The following is a 19,490-nucleotide window of genomic DNA, read 5'->3' as shown; positions in this document are numbered from 1 at the left end:
GGCATCCCCCAGCTCGCCGCCGACCGGATGGCCGGCCTGATCGGTCCGGCGGCGGCCGCCGACGCCGTGGCCGCCGCCCTGCTCGGCGGCCTCGACCCGGAGAGCTGCCCGCCGCGTTCCGCGATCGAGGTGCCCGGCGGGGGCGAACTGCTGCTGATGCCGGCGGCGTCCGGCACGTACGCCGGGGTGAAGATCGCCGGGGTCGCGCCGGGCAACCCGGCCCGCGGACTGCCCCGGATCACCGGCTCCTACCTCCTGCTGGACGGGCCCACCCTGCGCCCGCTGGCCCTGCTCGACGGCGCGGCGCTGACCACCCTGCGCACCCCGGCGGTCTCCGCGTTGGCGCTGCGTCACCTGGCGCCGACCGGTCGCCCGTTGCGCCTGGTGCTCTTCGGCTCGGGGCCGCAGGCGTACGGGCACCTGGAAGCGACCCTGGCCGTACGGGAGCTGGTCGAGGTGGTGGTGGTCGCCCGGGACCAGGGGCGGGCGCGGGAGCTCGCCGGGTACGCCCGCACCCTGGGCCCGGCCGCCCGGACCGGCACCCCGAAGGAGGTGGCCGACGCCGATCTGGTGATCTGCTGCACCACGGCCCGGGAGCCGCTCTTCGACGGGCGTCTGGTCGGGCCGGGCGCCACCGTCGTCGCGGTCGGCTCGCACGAGCCGACGGCCCGGGAGACGGACACCGCCCTTGTGCGACGGGCGGCGGTGTACGTGGAGTCCCGGGCGGCGGCCCTGCGCGAGGCGGGGGACCTCCTGGTCCCGGAGGCCGAGGGGGCCATCGGACCCGGCCACATCAGCGGCACCCTCGCCGACCTCGTCGGCGGGCGGATCCCGGCGGGCGGGCCGCGGAGTTGTCCACAGCTCTTCAAGAGTGTGGGCATGGCCTGGGAAGATCTCGCTGTGGCGGTCGCGCTGTACGAGGCCACCGGAGTGTGAGCAGCGCAACGTGACATTGTACGCTGTTGCTCTCCTCGTCGGTGGTGTACGGGGGTCTCGGAGGAAAAGCAATGGGTGACCTGAAGCAGCACAGTCTCATCAAGGCCCAGGAACGCCTCCGCGACCAGGTCGGCCACGCCCTACGGGCCGCGCTGATAGCGGGTGAGCTGCGCCCCGGCAGCGTCTACTCCGCACCGGGCCTCGCGGCCGAACTCGGCGTCTCGGCCACCCCCGTCCGCGAGGCCATGCTCGACCTGGCCCGGGAAGGGCTGGTCGAACCGGTCCGCAACAAGGGCTTCCGGATCACCGAGGTCAGCGAGCGCGACCTGGACCAGTTCACCGAACTGCGCACGATGATCGAGGTGCCGACCATCGGCCGGATCACGAAGATCGCCACCGCCGAGCAGCTGGAGGCGCTGCGCCCCATCGCCGAGGAGATCGTCACCAGCGCGCGGGAGCACAACCTCATCGGCTACCTGGAGGCCGACCGCCGCTTCCACCTCTCCCTGTTGGCCCTCGCGGGCAACGACCGGCTGGTGGAGACGGTCGGTGACCTGCGCAAGCGGTCCCGGCTCTACGGCCTGACCGGCCTGGACGAGGCCGGCAAGCTGGTCTCCTCGGCGGAGGAACACATCGAGCTGCTCGACCTGATGCTGAGCGGCGACGCCGAGGCGGCGCAGGAGTGCATGCTCCGCCACCTCGGCCACGTGCGCTCCCTCTGGGCCCAGGGCCGCGACGAACCGGTCGGCCGCACCCCGGGGGTCCTCGGCTCCGGCCTTTAGGGCCTGTCTTTCGGATCAGGCCCTGGCCGCGACACCCCGCCGGCCCCTGGGTGGACGCCGCTTCCGTCCGTACGCCCGGCCGCGGATCAGCAGGGCGCGCGGCCCGCGTCGCGGTTCGCCTGCGGGCGGTCCGCCGAGATGATCGCCGCCTCCGGGCGCGGGACCGGCGTGCCGTCGGGCAGGAGCAGCACCGGCGGGTCCACCACGGTGCCCACCTCGCCCGCGGTGCTGCTCGCGGCCGCCGCCGTGACCCGCCCCCGGGGCTGCGGGGAGAGCACCGCCGTCTCCCGCACGTACGCCACGAAGCTCTCGAAGTCCCGCTGGTGGCGGTAGGGCTCCTCGAACTCGGAGAGGGCCGGATAGCCGTCGCTCGCGAGGAGCGTGTACGAGGGTGCCGCGAGCCGGTAGCGGCGGCCGAGGTCCAGGGCGACCCCGTCGACGAAGACGTCGGCGGGGTCCACCCGGTCGCCGACCGGGCCCCGGGCGTCGAAGCTGTAGCGCACGTTCCGGGAGACGGCGAGCGGCGCGAAGCGCAGTTCGCCGGCCTCCGTCGTCGTCCACTGCTCCTCCAACGCGTCGTGGATCCGCTGTCCGCCGACCCACGCGCTGACGATCGGATCGCCGAACCCGACGGCCCGCCAGGCACTGCCGAAGGTGACGGCGCCGCCCGAGGCCGGGTCGAGGACGAGGTCACCGGCGATGATCGCCTGACCGACCCGGGGCGCCGCGGCGACCACGGCGAGCTCGGCCGGGACGTTCGGGTGGATGTTGGCGTCGTTCTCGGGATCGGTGGGTCTGCTGCCCGCCCACAGCGCCCAGTCGGCGGCCAGGTTGCCCATGGTGCTCTCGCCGGCCGTGTTCCGGGTGCGCAGGAACGAGCCGGTCTGCCGTCCGATCGAGGTCCGGTCGCGCGCGGCCGCCTGCCCCGCCCAGTAGGTGACGACCTCCCGCAGCTCCGGGTGAGGTGCGATGTCACGGGTGTTGGGGTGATTGGTGGAGACGGTCAGTTCCCGGATCACCCGGCCGGTGAGCGGGTCGAGCCGTAGGTTGATCTCGTTGATGACCTGGCCGTAGCAGCCGGCCTCGACGAACGGGCGGGGGACGCCGTTCGGGTCGGGGATCATCATGTTGAACCGGGTGTGCCAGTGCCCGGTGACGATCGCGTCGATGTCCGGGGAGACCCGCAGCGCGAGGTCGAGGGCCGGCCCCGAAGGGTCGACGCCGCTGTTGAAGTCGGCTCCCGCCACCGCCCCGTCGTGCAGGCTGAGCACGATCGCGTTCACCCCCTGGCTCTTGAGCAGCGCGGCGTAGTGGTCGGCGGTGGCGACGTCGTCGAGGGTGGCGAGGCCCGGCTGGTAGGAGCCGGGGAAGCGTTCGCTGCCCACGGCGGTGAGGTGGATGAACCCGATGGGCAGCTCCCGGCCGTCGGCGGTGCGTACCCACTCGATGTTGTAGGCGGGCAGGACCGTCCGCCCGTCCTGGCCGCGGACGAGGTTGGCGCTGTAGTAGCGGAAGTCGGCGCCGTGGAAGCGCAGGCCGGCGGAGTCGGTGAAGGAGGTGTCGCGGCCCTCGACCGGGAAGGGGATGCCCTGCTCCATGTGGCGCTGGAGCATGGCGGGCGACTTGTCGAACTCGTGGTTGCCGGCCGTCGCGAAGTCGAGCCCCATGCGGTTCAGGGCCTCGATCGTCGGCTCGTCGGCGAAGGCCGCGGCGTCGAACTCCCAGCCGGAGAAGGCGTCTCCGGGGGTGAAGAAGAGGGAGTTGGCGCGCCCGTCGCGGAGCCGTTCGAGGTGCGCGGCCATGTACGCGACACCGCCCACGGTGTAGCCGATGCCGCCGTTGCCGACGATGACGGAGTTGCTGCCGGGTGCGCCCTGCAGGAAGCCGTGCAGGTCGGTGATGTCGAGGAGCTGGACATCGACGTACTCGACGGCCGTGGCGGCGTCCCGGGCGGCGTCGGTGGCCCGTGCGGGGACCCCGAGCGCGAAGGTCGCCGCCACGGCCCCCACCGCGGTGAGGAACTCCCGCCGTCCGGGCTCGCGCCGTCCGGGCTCCCGCAGCCCCGGCTGCCCTCGCGCCGTGTCCCGCCGCCCCGAACTCCTGTTCCACTGCGTGGCCTTGGCCGTGGTGATCACATCGGGCATGTTCTCGCCCGCCGGGTGGGCTGTCGCGGCGACGCGCCGCCCGGCCGTTTTGGACACGGCTGGATAACGGCGGCTCCCACCCCTTGTCAGTGCAATTTCACATTACTATGTTACCGGTCACATCCTAGAGCGCGGCCCTTCACTGGAGTGACCCATGACCAAGCGCACCCAACTCGCCCTCGCCACCGCCCTGGTGGCAGCTCTCGCACTCGGCGCCTCGGGCTGCTCCGACACCAAGAAGGGCTCCGCCGGCTCGGGCGGTTCCAACCCCGCCGCCGCCAACGACGGCAAGATCCTCGGCGGGACCCCGGTCAAGGGCGGTACGCTCACCGTCCTGTCCAACCAGGACTTCGCGCACCTCGACCCCGCCCGCAACTGGACCATGCCGACCATGGACTTCGGCACCCGGCTGCTCTACCGCACGCTCGTCACCTTCAAGGCCGAGCCCGGCAAGGCCGGCAGCGAGCTGGTCCCCGACCTCGCCACCGACCTCGGCACCTCCTCCGACGGCGGCCGCACCTGGACCTTCACCCTCAAGGAGGGCGTGAAGTACGAGGACGGCAGCCCGGTCAAGGCGCAGGACATCAAGTACAACGTCGAGCGCTCCTTCAGCCCCGACCTCACCGGCGGCCCCGACTACGCCGCCCAGTACCTGGCCGGGACCGAGGGCTACAAGGGTCCGCTCCAGGGACAGCACCTGGACTCCGTCAAGACCCCCGACGACCGCACGATCGTCTTCGAACTGAAGCGCCCGGTCGCCGAGTTCTCCGCGACCGCCACCCTGCCGACCTTCGCCCCCGTGCCCCAGGCCCAGGAGAAGGGCACCCAGTACGACGCCCGCCCGTTCTCCTCCGGCCCGTACAAGATCGAGTCGTACGACCGCGACAAGAAGCTGGTCCTCGTCCGCAACGAGCACTGGGACCCGGGCACCGACACCGTCCGCAAGGCCTACCCCGACAAGTTCGTCGTCGTCATGGGCCTCAAGGGCGGCCAGATCGACGACCGGATCATCGCCGGCGAGGGCGCCGACGCCTCCACCGTCCAGTACGCCGACATGCGGCCCGAGAGCGCCCCCAAGGTGCTGCCCAAGCCGGAGATCAAGGCCCGGCTGCTCGCCGAGTCCCAGGGCTGCACGGAGATGCTCCACCTGAACAACTCCCGCGCCCCCTTCGACGACCCGAAGGTCCGCGAGGCCATGCAGTACGCCGTCGACAAGGAAGCCGTCATCACCGCGGGCGGCGGCCCGGCCCTCAACGAGATCGCCACCGCCTACCTTCCCCCGGCCCTCTCCGGCGGCAAGCAGGCCGACGTCCTGAAGATCGCCCCGGCCGGCGACCCGGCCAAGGCCAAGGAACTCCTCAAGGTCGCCGGCAAGGAGACCCTCAAGGTGTCCCTCTCGGTCTCCACCGGCGACAAGGGCAAGGCGGAGGCCATCCAGCAGGGCCTGTCCCGCGCCGGCATCGAGGTCGTCATCGACACCGTCGACCCGGGCGCCTACTACGACGTCATCGGCGACCTCTCCACCACCCCCGACATGACCCTCACCGGCTGGTGCCCCGACTACCCCTCCGGCTCCACCTGGATCCCGTTCGTCTTCGACGGACGCACCATCAAGGAGAAGGGCAACCAGGGCAACTACAGCCAGTTCCGCGACGAGGCGACCATGAAGCGGATCGACGAGATCAACGCCATGGCCGACGCCAAGGAGGCCAACCAGGCCTGGATCGACCTCGACGCCGCCCTGATGGCCAAGTCCCCGAACGTCCCGCTCCTCCTGGAGCGCAAGCCGCTCCTCGTCGGCACCAACATCGCCGGCGCCTTCGGCCACCCCGTGTGGACCGGCACCATCGACTACGGGACCGTCGGCCTCAAGGACCCCGCGAAGAGCCAGGGCTGAGGTCCCGAGAGATCCCCGCAGCCATGACCACCACCCCGTCCACCGCCGCGTCGGACACCTCCGCCGCGCCCGGCCCGGCCGGCCGGGAGGCGAAGGAGGTCCCCCCGGGGAGCAGCCCCTGGCAGCTCGCCCGGCGGGAGCTCCGCCGCCGCCCCGCCGTCCGCGTCAGCCTCTGCGTCGTCCTCCTCTTCGTCCTCATGGCCGTCACCGCCCCTTGGCTGGGCGCCCTCGGCGGCTGGTCCCCGAACGAGTTCGACAAGACCGCCGTCGACCCCTACCTCGGGGGCCAGCCGCTCGGCGCCCTCGGCGGGATCAGCCCCGAACACTGGCTCGGAGTCGAACCCGTCACCGGCCGCGACCTGTTCGCCCGCGTGATCAACGGCGCCCAGGTCTCCCTCCTGATCGCCTTCGCCGCCACCGCCATCGTGGTCGTCGCCGGTACCGCCGCCGGGATCGCCGCCGGCTACTTCGGCGGCCGCACCGACACGATCCTGTCCCGGCTCATGGACCTGACCATGTCCTTCCCCTCGCTGATCTTCATGATCGCGATGCTGTCCGTGGCCAAGGACGTCAACCGGATCGTCCTCATGACCACCGTCATCGGGGTCTTCGGCTGGCCCGGCGTCGCCCGCGTGGTCCGCGGCCAGACCCTCTCCCTCAAACACCGCGAGTACGTCGACGCCGCCCGCGTCGGCGGCTCCGGCCCCTGGCGGATCCTGACCCGCGACATCCTCCCGGGCGTCTCCGGACCGGTCATCGCCTACACCACCCTGCTGATCCCCGGAATGATCAGCACCGAGGCCGCCCTCAGCTACCTCGGCGTCGGCGTCCGCCCGCCCACCCCCTCCTGGGGCCAGATGATCGCCGAGTCCGTGGCCTACTACGAGACCGACCCCATGTACTTCGTCATCCCCAGCGTCTTCCTCTTCCTCGCCGTGCTCGCCTTCACCCTGCTCGGCGACGCCCTGCGCGACATCCTCGACCCGAGGGGCGGCCGCAGTTGATCCTCTACTTCGCCCGCCGGCTGCTCGCCCTCGGCGGCGTGCTCCTCGCCATCGCCGCCGTCACCTTCCTCATCTTCTACGTGCTGCCGTCCGACCCGGCCGCGGCCGCCTGCGGCAAGACCTGCAGCGCCGAGCGACTGGCCGACGTACGCACGTACCTGGGCCTCGACCAGCCCCTGTGGCGGCAGTTCACCGACTACCTCACCGGCATCTTCACCGGCCGCACCCTCGGTACCGGCCAGTACGCCGTCGACTGCGACTTCCCCTGCCTGGGCTACAGCTACGAGAACTCGCTGCCCGTGTGGGACCTGCTGATGGACCGACTCCCGGTCTCCGCCTCCCTCGCCGTCGGCGCCGCCGTGCTGTGGCTGCTCCTCGGGCTCGGCGCCGGGGTCACCGCCGCCCTGCGCAAGGACACCGCCACCGACAAGGCCCTGATGGTCGGCGCCGTCGCCGCGGCCTCCCTGCCCGTGTACTTCACCTCCGTGATGCTCATCTACGGCGTCATCCGCGTCGCCGGCCTCCTGCCCTATCCCACCTACCAGGCCTTCGGCGAGGACCCGCTCGCCTGGGCCACCAACCTGATCCTGCCCTGGATCGCCCTCGCCCTGCTCTACGCCGCCATGTACGCCCGCCAGAGCCGCGGCTCGATGATCGAGGCGATGGCCGAGCCGTACATCCGTACCGCCCGCGCCAAGGGCATGCCCGAGCGCACGGTCGTCGTCAAACACGGGCTGCGCTCCGGCATGACCCCGATCCTCACGATCTTCGGCATGGACCTCGGCGGACTGCTCGCCGGCGCCGTCATCACCGAGTCCATCTTCGGACTCCCCGGCATCGGGCGGCTGTTCTACGGCGCCCTGGTCAACTCCGACCAGCCCGTGGTCCTCGGCGTCACCCTGCTCGCCGCCTTCTTCATCGTCGTCGCCAACCTCCTCGTCGACCTCCTGTACGCCGTCATCGACCCGAGAGTGAGGTACTGATGGCAGCCGACACCGCCGCTCCGCTCCTCGCCGTACGCGATCTGCGCGTCACCTTCACCACCGGGCGGGGGACCGTACGGGCCGTCGACTCGATCGGCTTCACCGTCGAGGCCGGCCGCACCCTCGGCATCGTCGGCGAGTCCGGCTCCGGCAAGTCCGTCACCTCGCTCGCCGTCATGGGCCTGCACCGCGGCCCCGTCGAGGTCAGCGGCTCCGTGGCGCTGGCCGGACGGGAGCTGACCGGACTACCGGAACGCGAACTGTCCAAGGTCCGCGGCCGCAGGATGGCCATGATCTTCCAGGACCCGCTCTCCAGCCTGCACCCCTACTACACGGTCGGCGAGCAGATCGCCGAGCACTTCCGGGTGCACTTCAAGGCCGGCCGGGCCGCCGCCCGCAAACGCGCCGTCGACATGCTCGGCGAGGTCGGCATCCCCGAACCGGCCCGCCGCGCCGGGGAGTACCCGCACCAGTTCTCCGGCGGCATGCGCCAGCGCGCCATGATCGCCATGGCCCTGGCCTGCGAACCCGACCTGCTGATCGCCGACGAGCCGACCACCGCCCTGGACGTCACCGTGCAGGCCCAGATCCTGGAACTGATCGCCCGGCTCCAGCAGGAACGCGGACTCGGCGTCGTGATGATCACCCACGACCTGGGTGTCGTCGCCCGCGTCGCCCACGAGGTGCTCGTCATGTACGGCGGCCGCGCCGCCGAACAGGCCCCGGCCGACGACCTGTTCGCCGACCCCGCCCACCCCTACACCCGGGGCCTGCTCGACTCGCTGCCCCGCCTCGACACCGCCGACGACGTCCCCCTGCCCTTCATCCCCGGCTCCCCGCCCTCCCTGCTCGCACCCGCCCCCGGCTGCGCCTTCGCCCCGCGCTGTCCGCGGGCCGCCGCGCGCTGCGTCGACGTACGGCCGGAGCCGGCGGCGTACGGGGACGGCCCCGAGCGGACCGTGGCCTGCCACTTCGCCGGGGACCGCACCGCCCAGGAGGCGGCCCGATGACCGAGACCGCCACGCCCCTGCTGTCCGTACAGGACCTCACCATGACCTTCCCCGGTCGACGATCCGTGACCGGGCGCCGGGGGGCGCCCGTGCGCGCCGTCGACGGGGTCTCCTTCGACCTGGCGGCCGGGCAGACCCTGGGCCTGGTCGGGGAGTCGGGCTGCGGGAAGTCCACCACCGGCCGGATGCTGGTACGGCTGCTGGAGCCCACCGCCGGCCGGGTCGCCTTCGACGGCAAGGACATCAGCCGCCTCTCGCCGTCCGCCATGCGCCCGCTGCGCAAGCACATCCAGATGGTCTTCCAGGACCCGCACTCCTCCCTCAACCCGCGCCAGACCGTGGCCCGGATCATCTCCGACCCGCTGCTGGTGCAGGGCTGGAGCGCGGGGGACGCCCGCCGTCGGGCCGCCGACCTGATGGAGCTCGTCGGACTGATCCCGGAGCACATCGACCGCTACCCGCACGAGTTCTCCGGCGGCCAGGCCCAGCGCATCGGCATCGCCCGCTCGCTGTCCACCAGCCCCCGCCTGATCGTCGCCGACGAGCCGGTCTCCGCGCTGGACGTCTCCGTGCAGGCGCAGATCGTCAACCTGATGGAACGGCTACGGGCCGAACTGGGCCTCGCCTACGTGTTCATCGCGCACGACCTGTCGGTGGTCAAGCGGGTCAGCGACCGGGTCGCCGTCATGTACCTCGGCAGGATCGTCGAGATCGGGGACAAGAAGTCCCTCTACGAGAACCCGCAGCACCCGTACACCCGGGCGCTGCTGTCCGCCGTCCCGCTGCCCGACCCGGCGGCGGAACGGCGGCGGGAGCGGATCGTGCTGCTCGGCGACCCGCCGAGCCCGGCCGCTCCACCTCCGGGCTGCACCTTCCATCCGCGCTGCCCCAAGGCGCAGCAGATCTGCCGCACCGACCGCCCGCTCCTGCGCCCCGCCGCCTCCCGCGAGGTGGCCTGCCACTTCCCTGGTGACTGACGGGGACCCAAGGGAAGCGGCGGTGCCCCGGGGACAAAGGCGTCCCCGGGGCACCGCCGTACGCCGCTATCGCCCCATCCGCCCCCGCAAGGATGCTCGGCTACGCTCCCGAGAACGACATCGAGGAAGCGAGGCGCGCGCCGCATGGCCGACCAGGGGATATCGGGGAACATCCGGCGCGGGACGGTGGTGACGGTCGCGTCGGCGGTCCTCGTGTCGCTGCTGCACGCCGTGGCGGGCTTCTTCGTTCTCAATGCGCTGCTCACCGAGTCCGAGGGGCCATGGGACCGGTCCGTGACGCAGACCGCCCGTCTGATGGCCGGGCTCGGCCTGGCGGTGGAGCTGTTGGCCGTCGCGGTCACGGCGGCCTGCGTGAACACGGGCCGCCTGAGCCGTTGGTGGTACGCGCCCGTGACGGCCCTGGTGCTCACCGCGCTGGGCCGGATGGTCTTCGCCCCGCAGCCCTGACCGGCCGACCGGGCACGCCCCGCCGGCGAGCGCCGGCGGGGCGTGCAGGGCCCGTGCTCAGGCCAGTTCCCGGCGGAAGAACTCCAGCTCCAGCGCCATCAGCTTCTCCCGGGTGCCGCCCGGGGTCATGTGGGTGACCCCGGGGAGGGCCAGGAGCTGGTGCGGGCGGCCCGCGTCCGTCAGCGCCTGCGACAGCCGCAGGGTGTGGGACGGGTGGACGTTGTCGTCGGCCAGGCCCGTGATCAGCAGCAAGGGGCGGGTCAGTTTCGGGGCGTCGGGGATGAGGGAGTCCCGCTCGTAGACGTCCGGGTGCTCCTGCGGGAGGCCCAGGTACCGCTCGGTGTACGCCGTGTCGTAGTGCCGGAAGTCGGTCGGCGCGGCGCCGGCGGCCGCCGCGTGGAAGACGTCCGGGCGGCGCAGCACCGCCATGGCCGAGAGGTAGCCCCCGTAGGACCAGCCGCGCACCCCGACCCGGCCGAGGTCGAGGTCGGTGTGGCGGGCGGCGAGCGCGTGCAGCGCCGCGACCTGGTCGTCGAGGGTGACCTCGGAGAAGCCCCGGTACATGGCGTGCGTGTAGGCGGGGGAGACGTACGGGGTCCCGCGGTTGTCGATGGTGACCACGGCGAAGCCCTGGTCGGCCCACCACTGGCGGTGCTGGCGGCGGCGCTGGTCGGCGGTGATGTCCTGCATGCCGGGGCCGCCGTAGCCGTCGACCAGGACGGGCAGCCGCCGGCCGGGGACGTGGTCGCGGGGCAGCACGAGGGCGGTGGGGATGCCGCGCTCGGTGACCCGTTCCAGGACGGCGTCCACCCGGTAGGGCAGCGGCTCGGACAGGTCGGCGGGGGTGGACTCCCGCCCGTCGGGGGTGCGTACGGTGCGCCGTACCCCGTCGGCGTCGGCGGTGGTCAGCAGCAGGGTGCCGGCCGACGCGGACACGGTGTGCACACCCGGCCCGTCGGCGACCGGGGTCAGTTCCCCGGTGTCCGGGTCCAGCAGCAGCACCTGCTGCTCGGACGGGTCGCGCAGGCCCGCCTCGATCAGCAGTCGGCCCTCGTGGACCCCGGCCACGGCGCGGACCTGGATCCCGTCCCCGGTGAGGAGCGCGCCGTCCACCGCGAGGGCGCGGGCGGCGCCGTTCGGGGTGTCGGCCGAGGTCAGCATCCGCCCGTCGGCGAGGCGGGTCGGGGTGCCGGGGACCAGCGGGTCCACCCACTGCGGATGCGTGGTGCGGGACAGTTCCCGGGTGCGGCCGGTGGCCGGATCGGCGGAGAGCAGCAGGACGCATCGCTGGAGCCGGTCCTGGACGGTCAGCAGGATCTCGGTGGCGGACTCCCAGCCCGCGTCGGAGACGTACGGATAGGTGTCGGCGTCCCAGTCGAGCCGTATCCGGGTGCCGCCGGCGCCGAGCACCCACAGCTGGACGTCGGCGTTGGGCCCGCCCGCCTCGGGGTAGGCGAAGTCCTCGGCCGGCAGCTCCGGGTGCGCCGGGTCGGCGAACCAGCGTCGCTGGAGCGCGGATTCGTCGACGCGGGCGGCCAGCAGGGTGACCCCGTCCGGGGACCACCAGTGGCCCCGGGTGCGGCCCAGCTCCTCGGCGGCGGCGAATTCGGCGAGGCCCCAGCGGGCCCCGTCGTCGGGGCTGATCCGGCCGCCCGGGGCGACGTACAGGACGTCGTCGGCGACGTACGCGGTGCGCGAGCCGTCGGCGTTGGGTCGCGGGTCCAGCGCGGGCCCGGCGGCCGGGATCTCCTTGGGGTTGCCGGCGCGGCCCGCGGCGACCTCGAAGAGCCGCCCGTACAGTGCGAAGACGGCGTGCAGGCCGTCGCCGGACAGGGCGTACGAGCCGATGCCGGCGGCGACGAGCCGGGTCCGCTCGCGCAGCCGGCGTTCGGCCACGGGGAGGGGGCCGGGCTCGGGGCACAGCTCGCGGGGATCGGCGAGCCGGGTCTCGGCGCCGGTGGTGGTGTCCAGTACCCAGAGCGAGTCGAAGGCGTCGGTGGGGCCCGTCGACCGGAGGAACCAGAGCAGTCGGCCGTCGTCCCCGAAGGAGAAGGCGCGCGGGGCGCCGTAGGTGAAGCGGGCCGTGCTCGCGGAGAGCCTGAGGAAGTCATCCATGATCGTAGTGTGACATGTGAAATGTCACCACTACTAGGCTGTTCGAGTGGTGGCCCCAGAGGCGCGGGCTTAGCGTCGAAAAGGTGGATCCGACCCCAACGCCGAGCAACAGCGGGACCGAAGGCAAGGTCCGGGGAAGCGGCAGCGGACTCGCCCTGTTCGTGATCGCCTCCTGCCAACTCATGGTGGTTCTCGACATCACGATCGTGAACATCGCGCTGCCACACATCCAGACCGCTCTCGGATTCTCGACCGAGAGCCTTTCCTGGGTCGTCAACGCCTACACCCTCGCGTTCGGCGGCCTGCTGCTCCTCGGCGGCCGCATCGGCGACATCCTCGGCCGCAAACGCGTCTTCATTTTCGGAGTCCTGCTCTTCGGGCTCGCCTCGCTCCTCGGCGGACTCGCCCAGAACGAGGGCCAGCTGATGGCCGCACGGGCCCTCCAAGGCGTCGGCGGCGCCATCGCCTCGCCGACCTCCCTCGCCCTGATCACCACCACCTTCCGCGAAGGCCCGGCCCGCAACCGGGCGTTCGGCGTGTTCGCCGGAGTCTCGGCCGCCGGCGGTGCGATCGGCCTCCTCGCGGGCGGCATCCTCGTCGAATGGCTCGACTGGCGCTGGGTGCTCTTCGTCAACGTCCCCATCGCCATCGTGATCGCGGTGCTGGCCACGAAGGTCCTGCGCGAGTCCGAACGCCACCCGGGACACTTCGACCTCGCGGGCGCGCTGCTGTCCACCCTGGGCATGGTCTCGCTGGTCTACGGCTTCATCCGGGCGTCCCAGGAGGGTTGGCGCGACCCCGTCACCCTCGGCTCGTTCGGCGCCGCCGTGGTCCTGCTGACCCTCTTCATCCTCAACGAACGGCGCTCGCCGCAACCGATCACCCCGCTGCACATGTTCGCCGACCGCAACCGGGCCGGGACCTACGGCATCATGCTCATGCTCGCCTGCGCGATCTTCGGCATGTTCTTCTTCCTGACCCTCTTCGTGCAGATCGTGCTGGGCTTCAGCCCGATCCAGGCCGGCCTCGCCTTCCTGCCGGTCAGCGCCGTGATCGCGGTCGGCGCCGCGATCACCGCGAAACTGCTGCCGAAGTTCGGACCCAAGCCCTTCATGGTCACGGGCGCGCTGTCCTCGGCGGCAGGCCTCGCCTGGCTGACGCAGACCGACGTGGACTCGACGTACCTCGGCAGCATCCTGGGCCCGATGCTCCTCTTCGCCCTCGGCATGGGCCTGCAGTTCGTCTCGCTGACGCTGATGGCCCTGTCGAACGTCTCCGACCGCGAGTCGGGCGCGGCGTCCGGCCTGCTGAACACGATGCAGCAGGTGGGCGGCTCGCTGGGCCTGTCGATCCTGGTGACCGTCTACGGCACGGCGAGCCGCAACGAGGCCAAGCAGCAGATACCGGAGTTCCTCAGCACGGCCGGCCCGGTGCAGAAGGCCCTCTTCCAGCGCACCGGGCAACTCCCGAAACCGTGGGGCGACCAGGTCCTCACCTCGGGCATCAGCGCCGCCTTCATCGTGGCGTCCCTGTTCACCCTCGTCGGAGCGCTGATCGCGCTGTTCGTCATCCAGGTCCGCCCCTCGGACCTCGCCCGCCTCCAGGGCAACCACAAACCGGCGGCGGACCGGACCTGAGGGCCCGGGGGCGGGGGCTCGGACAGAGGCGGGGATCGGGCGAGCCGCTACACCGCCGTGACCCGAGCGGCGAAGGCGTCCAGGTTGTCGGACATGCGGGCGAGTCGCTCGTCGAGCGTCAGCGACTCCTCGTACTGCCCGGTGCGCAGCTTCGCCTGGCGCTTGCCGCGTACGTACAGGGGGCAGGCGAGGTCCGCGCAGATGTACGTGCCGACCGTGTTGCCCTCACGGCCGCGGGCGCCCGCCAGCGGCGCGGCGAGCAGGGTGACCCCGGACGAGGCGTGACCCGTCAGGCAGATCTGACACAGGCTGGACTTCACCACGCTGGTGCGGCCGACGGCCGGTACGCGCAGCGAGATCCCCAGCGGACCGGCCCCGTCCGCCCGGGGCAGCACGAGGTGGGCCCGTAGGGGCGCTCCCGGGTCCACCCACCCCAGGAAGTCCAGTTCCTTCCAGGGCAGTTCGGCGAAGTCGAGCGGCAGGCGCAGCCGCGTCGCCTCGCCCTTGGTGCAGTTCACGAAGGACGAGCGGATCTGTTTCTCGGTGAGTGGTTCCACGGGCATCGACCCTACGACCCGCCCTGTCCTGCCCGCATCCCGTATTTCCGTGACAAGAAACCCCCTAAGGGGTGTCCGGGCGACGGATCCGGCAGCGCGCCGGGCCGGTCGTCCGCAGGGTGATCCCCGCGCCGACCGGGATCTCGGTGTCCACGGCCTCGAACTCGTAGGCCCGCAGGATCATCGCCAGCGCGATCACCGACTCCAGCATGGAGAAGTGCTGCCCGATGCAGGCGCGCGGCCCCCCACCGAACGGGAACCAGGCGTAGCGCGGCCGCCCCGCCTCCGCCTCGGGCGTGAAGCGCTCGGGGTCGAAGCGGTCCGGGTCCGGCCAGTGGTCGGGATGGCGGTGCGTCACCCAGGGCGCCAGGATCACGTCCGCGCCCGCGGGGACGATGTGCTCCCCGATCCGGGTGGCGGCGACGGCCTTGCGCCCGATGACCGGCGCGGCCGGATACAGCCGCATGGCCTCCTTGAGGACCTGGGTGAGGTACGGGAGCCGCTCCAGGTCGGCGGCCTCGGGCGTACGGTCGCCCAGCACGCGGGAGACCTCCGCGCGGGCCCGGTCCTGTTGCTCGGGGTGGAGGGACAGCAGGTGCAGGGCGAAACAGAGCGAGGTGGCGGTCGTCTCGTGCCCGGCGAGCAGGAAGATCAACACCTGGTCGCGCAGCTCGGAGGCGTCGAACTCCCCGTCGTCCGAGCTCTTCGCGGCGGCGAGCAGCGTCAGCAGGTCCTCGCCGGGAGCCCCCGTAGCGGCCCCGGCCCCGTCCTCGGTAGCGGCCCCGGCCCCGTCGCGCCGCCGCTCCGCGATGATCCGGTCACACACGCCGTAGAGCTCGTCCAACGCGGCGGCGGCCCGCCGGTTGCCAGGGGTGGGCCAGTGGCGCGGGATGTTGGCGGGGGAGTAGCCGCGGCGCAGCACGTACTCGGTGATGACCGGAAAACATTCGGCCACGACATCGGCGGTGGCCTCGACATCGGTGCCGAAGAGGATGCGCGCGACGGCCCGCAGGGCGAGGTGCGCCATCTCGTCGGAGACGTCGATGACGCCGTCGAGGGCGTCTCCCCAGGCGTCGACGACGGATCGGGTCTCGGCGGCGATCGCCTCGGCGTAACCGTCCACGCGACGGCGGGTGAACAGCGGCTGCACGAGCCGGCGCTGGCGCAGGTAGTCCTCGTCCTGGCTGGTCAGCAGCCCGTTGCCGAAGGACTCCCGGACCTCCTGGTAGAAGCGGTTGTCCTTGCGGAAGCGGGCCGCGTCGGAGGCGAGCACCTGCTGCGCGCCCGCGGGGGAGAAGACGCAGTACAACTCGGCGCGCATCCCGGGCGGACCGGCCGTGATCCGCACCAGGTCGCCGTGCCGGTGCTGGGCGCGCAGATAGGTCCCGAGGGAGTCGGACCTCAGGTCGAGGAGGGAGCCGAGCAGCGGCATCCCCGCCGGTCCGGGAACCTCCGTACCCGTACCCGTACCCGTACCCGTACCCGCATCCGCACCCGTGTCCACGTTCGCGTCCACCGTCATGGCCCCCCGCCCCTTCGTCCTACGGAAGCCCGATTCTGCCGCTCCGCGCCCTGCCTGGCGAGGACACGGGCTCATCAGGCCGCACTGTGGCCTGATCGCGGTCCCGCTGGCATGGCGATCACCGGGGGGTGTGGCCACACTGGATAGGGCTACCGTGCGTGTTGTCCTCCGAGGTGATCGCTCATGTGCCGATGGCTCGCGTATTCGGGAACTCCCCAGCTGCTCGAAACGATCCTCTACAAACCGGCCCACTCGCTGATCGACCAGAGTCTCCACTCCAGACTGGGTGTGGAGACGACGAACGGTGACGGTTTCGGCGTCGGGTGGTACACGGAGGAGGACACGGGTACCCCGGCGACCTTCAGGGACATCGGCCCCGCCTGGAACAACCGCAACCTGCGGGAGCTCGCGGACCACGTCCGCTCACCGCTGTTCTTCGCCCACATCCGGGCGTCGACCGGTACGGCGGTGCAACAGACGAACTGTCACCCCTTCCGGCACGGCCGCTGGATGTTCATGCACAACGGGGCCATCGCCGAATTCCACCGGATGCGCCGGGACCTCACCCTGCTCATCGACCCCGCGCTGTACCCCGATGTCGAGGGGACGACGGACTCCGAGGTGATGTTCCATCTCGCGCTCACCCTGGGCCTGGAGGCGGACCCGCCGGGAGCGGTGGCCAGGATGGCGGGCGTGGTGGAGCGCGTCGGCCACGAGCACGGCGTGCAGTACCCGCTCCAGATGACGCTCGCCATCAGTGACGGCGAACACCTCTGGGCCTTCCGCTACTCCAGCCAGGGCGAGTCGAGGTCCCTGTTCTACAGCAGCCGGGTGGAGGCGCTGCGCAGGCTGCACCCCGACATGGAATTCCTCCAGGAGGTCTCCGACGAGACCCGCCTGGTCGTGTCGGAACCCCTGGGTGATCTCCCCGGAGCCTGGAACAAGGTCCCGGAGAGCAGCTACGGCATCGTCGGCCCCGGCGGCGACGAACTCCTCTCCTTCACCCCACAGGCCGCGTAGGGCCGGGGGCGGTCAGTAGCCCCAGCGCTGGCCCACGCTGTCGTCGTCGCGGCAGTGGATCGTGCGTCCGTTGGCGTCCCGCCCGGACGTGCCGACATCGGCCTTCCGGCATATCTGACCGGCCTTGTAGCAGTTGCCGGCGTTGGAGCGGGGGTAGCAGTCGGCGGTCGCCTCGGTGGGCTCGGGCGCCTGGGTGCGGGTCCGGGTGGGAGCCGGCGGGGCGGGGGCGGCCTTGGTGGGCGCGGGCGCCTTGGTGGTGGGCGGCGCGTCGACCGGGGCCGGAAGGGTCGGTGCCGCCGTGGTGGGTTCGGCGCTCGGGGTCGCGGCGGCACTGGCGCTCGGACTCGGACTGGCCGCCACCACGGAGGGGCTGGGGCTGGGGGTCGCGCCGACGGTGGCGGTGGCGGTGGCGCTGCTTCCGGGGTTGCCGGCCGGCGCGGCGGGGTCGCAGGCGGCGAGCGACAGAACGGCGGCGAGGACGACGAGGGCGCCTCTGCAGCGCTTCTTCATCACGTTCGGTCTGGTGCGGTGCGGGATGTCCATCGGTAACTCCTGGGTCGTGAGTGCTCCTTGAGCGGCGCTCAAGATACCCAGAAGGTTGAATTCGATACCAGTGTTGACCGGGGATGAGATGGAGGACGGATTCGACGGCTCGGCGTAGGTGGCGCCGTTTCAAGTCGGTTGATGGCGCACCGGATTGTGTAAGACGCTGGTCGCCGGCGTTCGGGCGGGCCCGCGACTGGGCCGTCGAGCGGCTCACAGCGAAGAGAGAGTGCCACCGATGAACGCATCTCCACCGGTCCGACCTGTTCCCGTCAGCGGGTTTCCTGAATGGCTCCCTGAAATCCGGATGGTCGAGCAGAAATGGCTCGATCTCGTTCGGTCGGGCTTCGAGAGCTATGGGTTCTGCTCCATCGAGACGCCTTCGGTCGAGCCCCTTTCCGTACTCACCGCCAAGGGCGAGACCTCCAACGAGGTGTATGCGCTGCGCAGGCTTCAGGAGGACGCCGACGACACCGGTGACTCCCGGATCGGGCTCCACTTCGATCTGACGGTGCCGTTCGCGCGCTACACGGCCCAGCACTTCAACGAGCTGGTGTTCCCGTTCAAGCGCTATCAGATACAGCGAGTATGGCGTGGCGAGCGGGCTCAGGACGGGCGATTCCGCGAATTCACGCAGTGTGACATCGACGTGATCGACGTCGACCACCTGCCGGCGCACTTCGACGCCGAGCTGCCGCGCGTGATCCACGAGATCCTCACCGGGCTGAATCTGCCCGCATGGACGATCGGCATCAACAACCGGAAGGTCCTCCAAGGGTTTTACGAAGGGCTCGGCATCGACGATCCGTCCGCGGTGATCCGCGCCGTCGACAAGCTGGACAAGGTCGGCCCGGAGGGCGTCGCGAAGATTCTTTCCGACGAAGTCGGACTGTCCGCGCGGACCGTGGATTCCTGCCTCGCGCTCGCCCGGACGCGGGGCACCGGCTCGGCCGTCGTGGAGGACGTCAAGGCCTTGGGCGTGACGTCCGACCTCCTCACCGAAGGCCTCGCCGAGCTGAGTCACGTACTGGATTCCCTGGACGACCTGCCGGCCGGCGGTGTCGTTGCCGACCTCTCGATCGCCCGCGGGCTCGATTACTACACGGGAACGGTCTATGAGGGAAAGTTCGTCGACTGGCCGAACTACGGGAGCATTTGCTCGGGCGGGCGCTACGAGAACCTGGCCGGCTCCTTCATCCGGCGCCGGCTCCCGGGTGTGGGAATGTCGATCGGACTGACGCGCATCTTCGCCAAACTCCTGGCGGAGGGGCTGCTGGACGCCCCCGCGAAGTGCCCCAGCGACGTACTCGTGGTCGTTCCGCGGGACGACCGCCGCAACGAGGCAGAGGCCACGGCGGCGCGCCTTCGCGGGCGGGGGATGAATGTCGAGCTCTACCACCAGGCCGACAAGGTGGCCAAGCAGATCCGCCACGCCTCGCGGAAGGGCATCCCGTTCGTCTGGTTCCCGCCGTTCGAGGAGGGGGCGGCGCACGAGGTGAAGAACCTGGCGACGGGCGAGCAAGTGGCGTCCGACCCCACGACCTGGCTCCCGGCCCCGCGCTGACGGCCCCCGCCCCGGACCCCGAACGTCAGGCCCGCGGCTTGCGGTGCCTGCCCTCCCGCTTCCCCGACGCCGGCTGTTCCTCGGTTCGGGGTCGGGGCTGCGGCGCGGGGTGGAGCAGGCGGCAGGCCGCCGCGTAGTCGTCGACCACGGTCACGGTCACCCACTGGAACCCGTCCCACTCCAGGATGAGGCGCGGGGCCCCGGGGTCGAGGTGGGCGGCGCGTTGCGGTCCGGTGCCGAGGGTGAGTGCCGTGAGCTCGCCGGGCTTGCGCAGTCGCCCTTCCCGGCGGGCGGCCCAGCGGTCGAGCGGTTCGTCTTCGCGGTTCATCCG

General features: G+C 71.6%; 17 protein-coding genes. 11 read left to right on the top strand and 6 right to left on the bottom strand.

Annotated elements, in window-relative coordinates; translation table 11 throughout:
- Positions 1-27 precede the first annotated feature (27 nt).
- Entirely contained in the window at positions 28-936 is a 909-nt protein-coding gene (locus ACWG52_RS09555) for an ornithine cyclodeaminase family protein (RefSeq protein ID WP_390167585.1), read from the top strand.
- A 71-nt stretch (positions 937-1,007) separates the two neighbouring features.
- Positions 1,008-1,718 carry a GntR family transcriptional regulator gene (locus ACWG52_RS09550; protein ID WP_375938807.1) on the top strand — a complete coding sequence of 237 codons (711 nt, stop codon included), beginning with the start codon at positions 1,008-1,010 and terminating at the stop codon, positions 1,716-1,718.
- A gap of 86 nt (positions 1,719-1,804) precedes the next feature.
- Here ACWG52_RS09550 and ACWG52_RS09545 read toward each other — a convergent pair whose 3' ends face one another.
- Complete coding sequence (locus ACWG52_RS09545) at positions 1,805-3,919, bottom strand: bifunctional metallophosphatase/5'-nucleotidase (protein ID WP_389809429.1); 2,115 nt, start codon at positions 3,917-3,919, stop codon at positions 1,805-1,807.
- Positions 3,920-4,016: 97 nt separating this feature from the next.
- Here ACWG52_RS09545 and ACWG52_RS09540 point away from each other — a divergent pair, with 97 nt between their 5' ends.
- The 6 genes from ACWG52_RS09540 (at position 4,017) to ACWG52_RS09515 (ending at position 10,201) form a co-directional block, all read left to right on the top strand.
- Positions 4,017-5,759, top strand: coding sequence for an ABC transporter substrate-binding protein (locus tag ACWG52_RS09540; protein ID WP_453128447.1), 1,743 nt, complete (start codon positions 4,017-4,019; stop codon positions 5,757-5,759).
- A gap of 23 nt (positions 5,760-5,782) precedes the next feature.
- Positions 5,783-6,763: an ABC transporter permease gene (locus ACWG52_RS09535; RefSeq protein WP_389809423.1), complete on the top strand. Its 981-nt coding sequence runs from the start codon at positions 5,783-5,785 to the stop codon at positions 6,761-6,763.
- On the top strand, positions 6,760-7,746 hold the full coding sequence (locus ACWG52_RS09530; RefSeq protein ID WP_453128445.1) for an ABC transporter permease: 987 nt from the start codon (positions 6,760-6,762) through the stop codon (positions 7,744-7,746). Before ACWG52_RS09535 ends, ACWG52_RS09530 begins: the two co-directional genes overlap by 4 nt.
- The gene (locus ACWG52_RS09525) at positions 7,746-8,756 is read left to right on the top strand and encodes an ABC transporter ATP-binding protein (RefSeq protein WP_375938815.1); all 1,011 of its coding nucleotides are present in this window, start codon (positions 7,746-7,748) and stop codon (positions 8,754-8,756) included. The genes ACWG52_RS09530 and ACWG52_RS09525 overlap by 1 nt, the downstream gene beginning before the upstream one ends.
- Entirely contained in the window at positions 8,753-9,733 is a 981-nt protein-coding gene (locus ACWG52_RS09520) for an ABC transporter ATP-binding protein (RefSeq protein ID WP_390167559.1), read from the top strand. Before ACWG52_RS09525 ends, ACWG52_RS09520 begins: the two co-directional genes overlap by 4 nt.
- 144 nt (positions 9,734-9,877) lie before the next feature.
- Complete coding sequence (locus tag ACWG52_RS09515; RefSeq protein WP_389809415.1) at positions 9,878-10,201, top strand: hypothetical protein; 324 nt, start codon at positions 9,878-9,880, stop codon at positions 10,199-10,201.
- 57 nt (positions 10,202-10,258) lie between these two features.
- Here ACWG52_RS09515 and ACWG52_RS09510 read toward each other — a convergent pair whose 3' ends face one another.
- Positions 10,259-12,316 (bottom strand): S9 family peptidase, encoded by a 2,058-nt coding sequence (locus ACWG52_RS09510; RefSeq protein ID WP_389809414.1) that lies wholly within the window; start codon positions 12,314-12,316, stop codon positions 10,259-10,261.
- Between the two features lie 83 nt (positions 12,317-12,399).
- Between ACWG52_RS09510 and ACWG52_RS09505 the strand changes: the two genes are divergently transcribed.
- Positions 12,400-13,953: an MFS transporter gene (locus tag ACWG52_RS09505; RefSeq protein ID WP_453128441.1), complete on the top strand. Its 1,554-nt coding sequence runs from the start codon at positions 12,400-12,402 to the stop codon at positions 13,951-13,953.
- A 47-nt stretch (positions 13,954-14,000) separates the two neighbouring features.
- Here ACWG52_RS09505 and ACWG52_RS09500 read toward each other — a convergent pair whose 3' ends face one another.
- On the bottom strand, positions 14,001-14,510 hold the full coding sequence (locus tag ACWG52_RS09500; protein WP_453128439.1) for an FBP domain-containing protein: 510 nt from the start codon (positions 14,508-14,510) through the stop codon (positions 14,001-14,003).
- 64 nt (positions 14,511-14,574) lie between these two features.
- Positions 14,575-16,032 (bottom strand): cytochrome P450, encoded by a 1,458-nt coding sequence (locus tag ACWG52_RS09495; protein WP_453128438.1) that lies wholly within the window; start codon positions 16,030-16,032, stop codon positions 14,575-14,577.
- Positions 16,033-16,215: 183 nt separating this feature from the next.
- Here ACWG52_RS09495 and ACWG52_RS09490 point away from each other — a divergent pair, with 183 nt between their 5' ends.
- The gene (locus ACWG52_RS09490) at positions 16,216-17,052 is read left to right on the top strand and encodes a class II glutamine amidotransferase (RefSeq protein ID WP_389809403.1); all 837 of its coding nucleotides are present in this window, start codon (positions 16,216-16,218) and stop codon (positions 17,050-17,052) included.
- Between the two features lie 12 nt (positions 17,053-17,064).
- On the opposite strand, the gene ACWG52_RS09485 is transcribed toward ACWG52_RS09490, so the two are convergent.
- Positions 17,065-17,595 (bottom strand): hypothetical protein, encoded by a 531-nt coding sequence (locus ACWG52_RS09485; protein WP_390140335.1) that lies wholly within the window; start codon positions 17,593-17,595, stop codon positions 17,065-17,067.
- A 238-nt stretch (positions 17,596-17,833) separates the two neighbouring features.
- Between ACWG52_RS09485 and hisS the strand changes: the two genes are divergently transcribed.
- Complete coding sequence (gene hisS / locus ACWG52_RS09480) at positions 17,834-19,159, top strand: histidine--tRNA ligase (protein ID WP_390167563.1); 1,326 nt, start codon at positions 17,834-17,836, stop codon at positions 19,157-19,159.
- A gap of 25 nt (positions 19,160-19,184) precedes the next feature.
- On the opposite strand, the gene ACWG52_RS09475 is transcribed toward hisS, so the two are convergent.
- Complete coding sequence (locus tag ACWG52_RS09475) at positions 19,185-19,487, bottom strand: DUF6087 family protein (RefSeq protein WP_389809395.1); 303 nt, start codon at positions 19,485-19,487, stop codon at positions 19,185-19,187.
- Positions 19,488-19,490 lie beyond the last annotated feature (3 nt).

This window comes from Streptomyces sp. CLCI03 (assembly GCF_053615355.1).
Note: the sequence above shows the minus strand (reverse complement) of the source record. Positions and strands in the feature narration are given on the sequence as shown.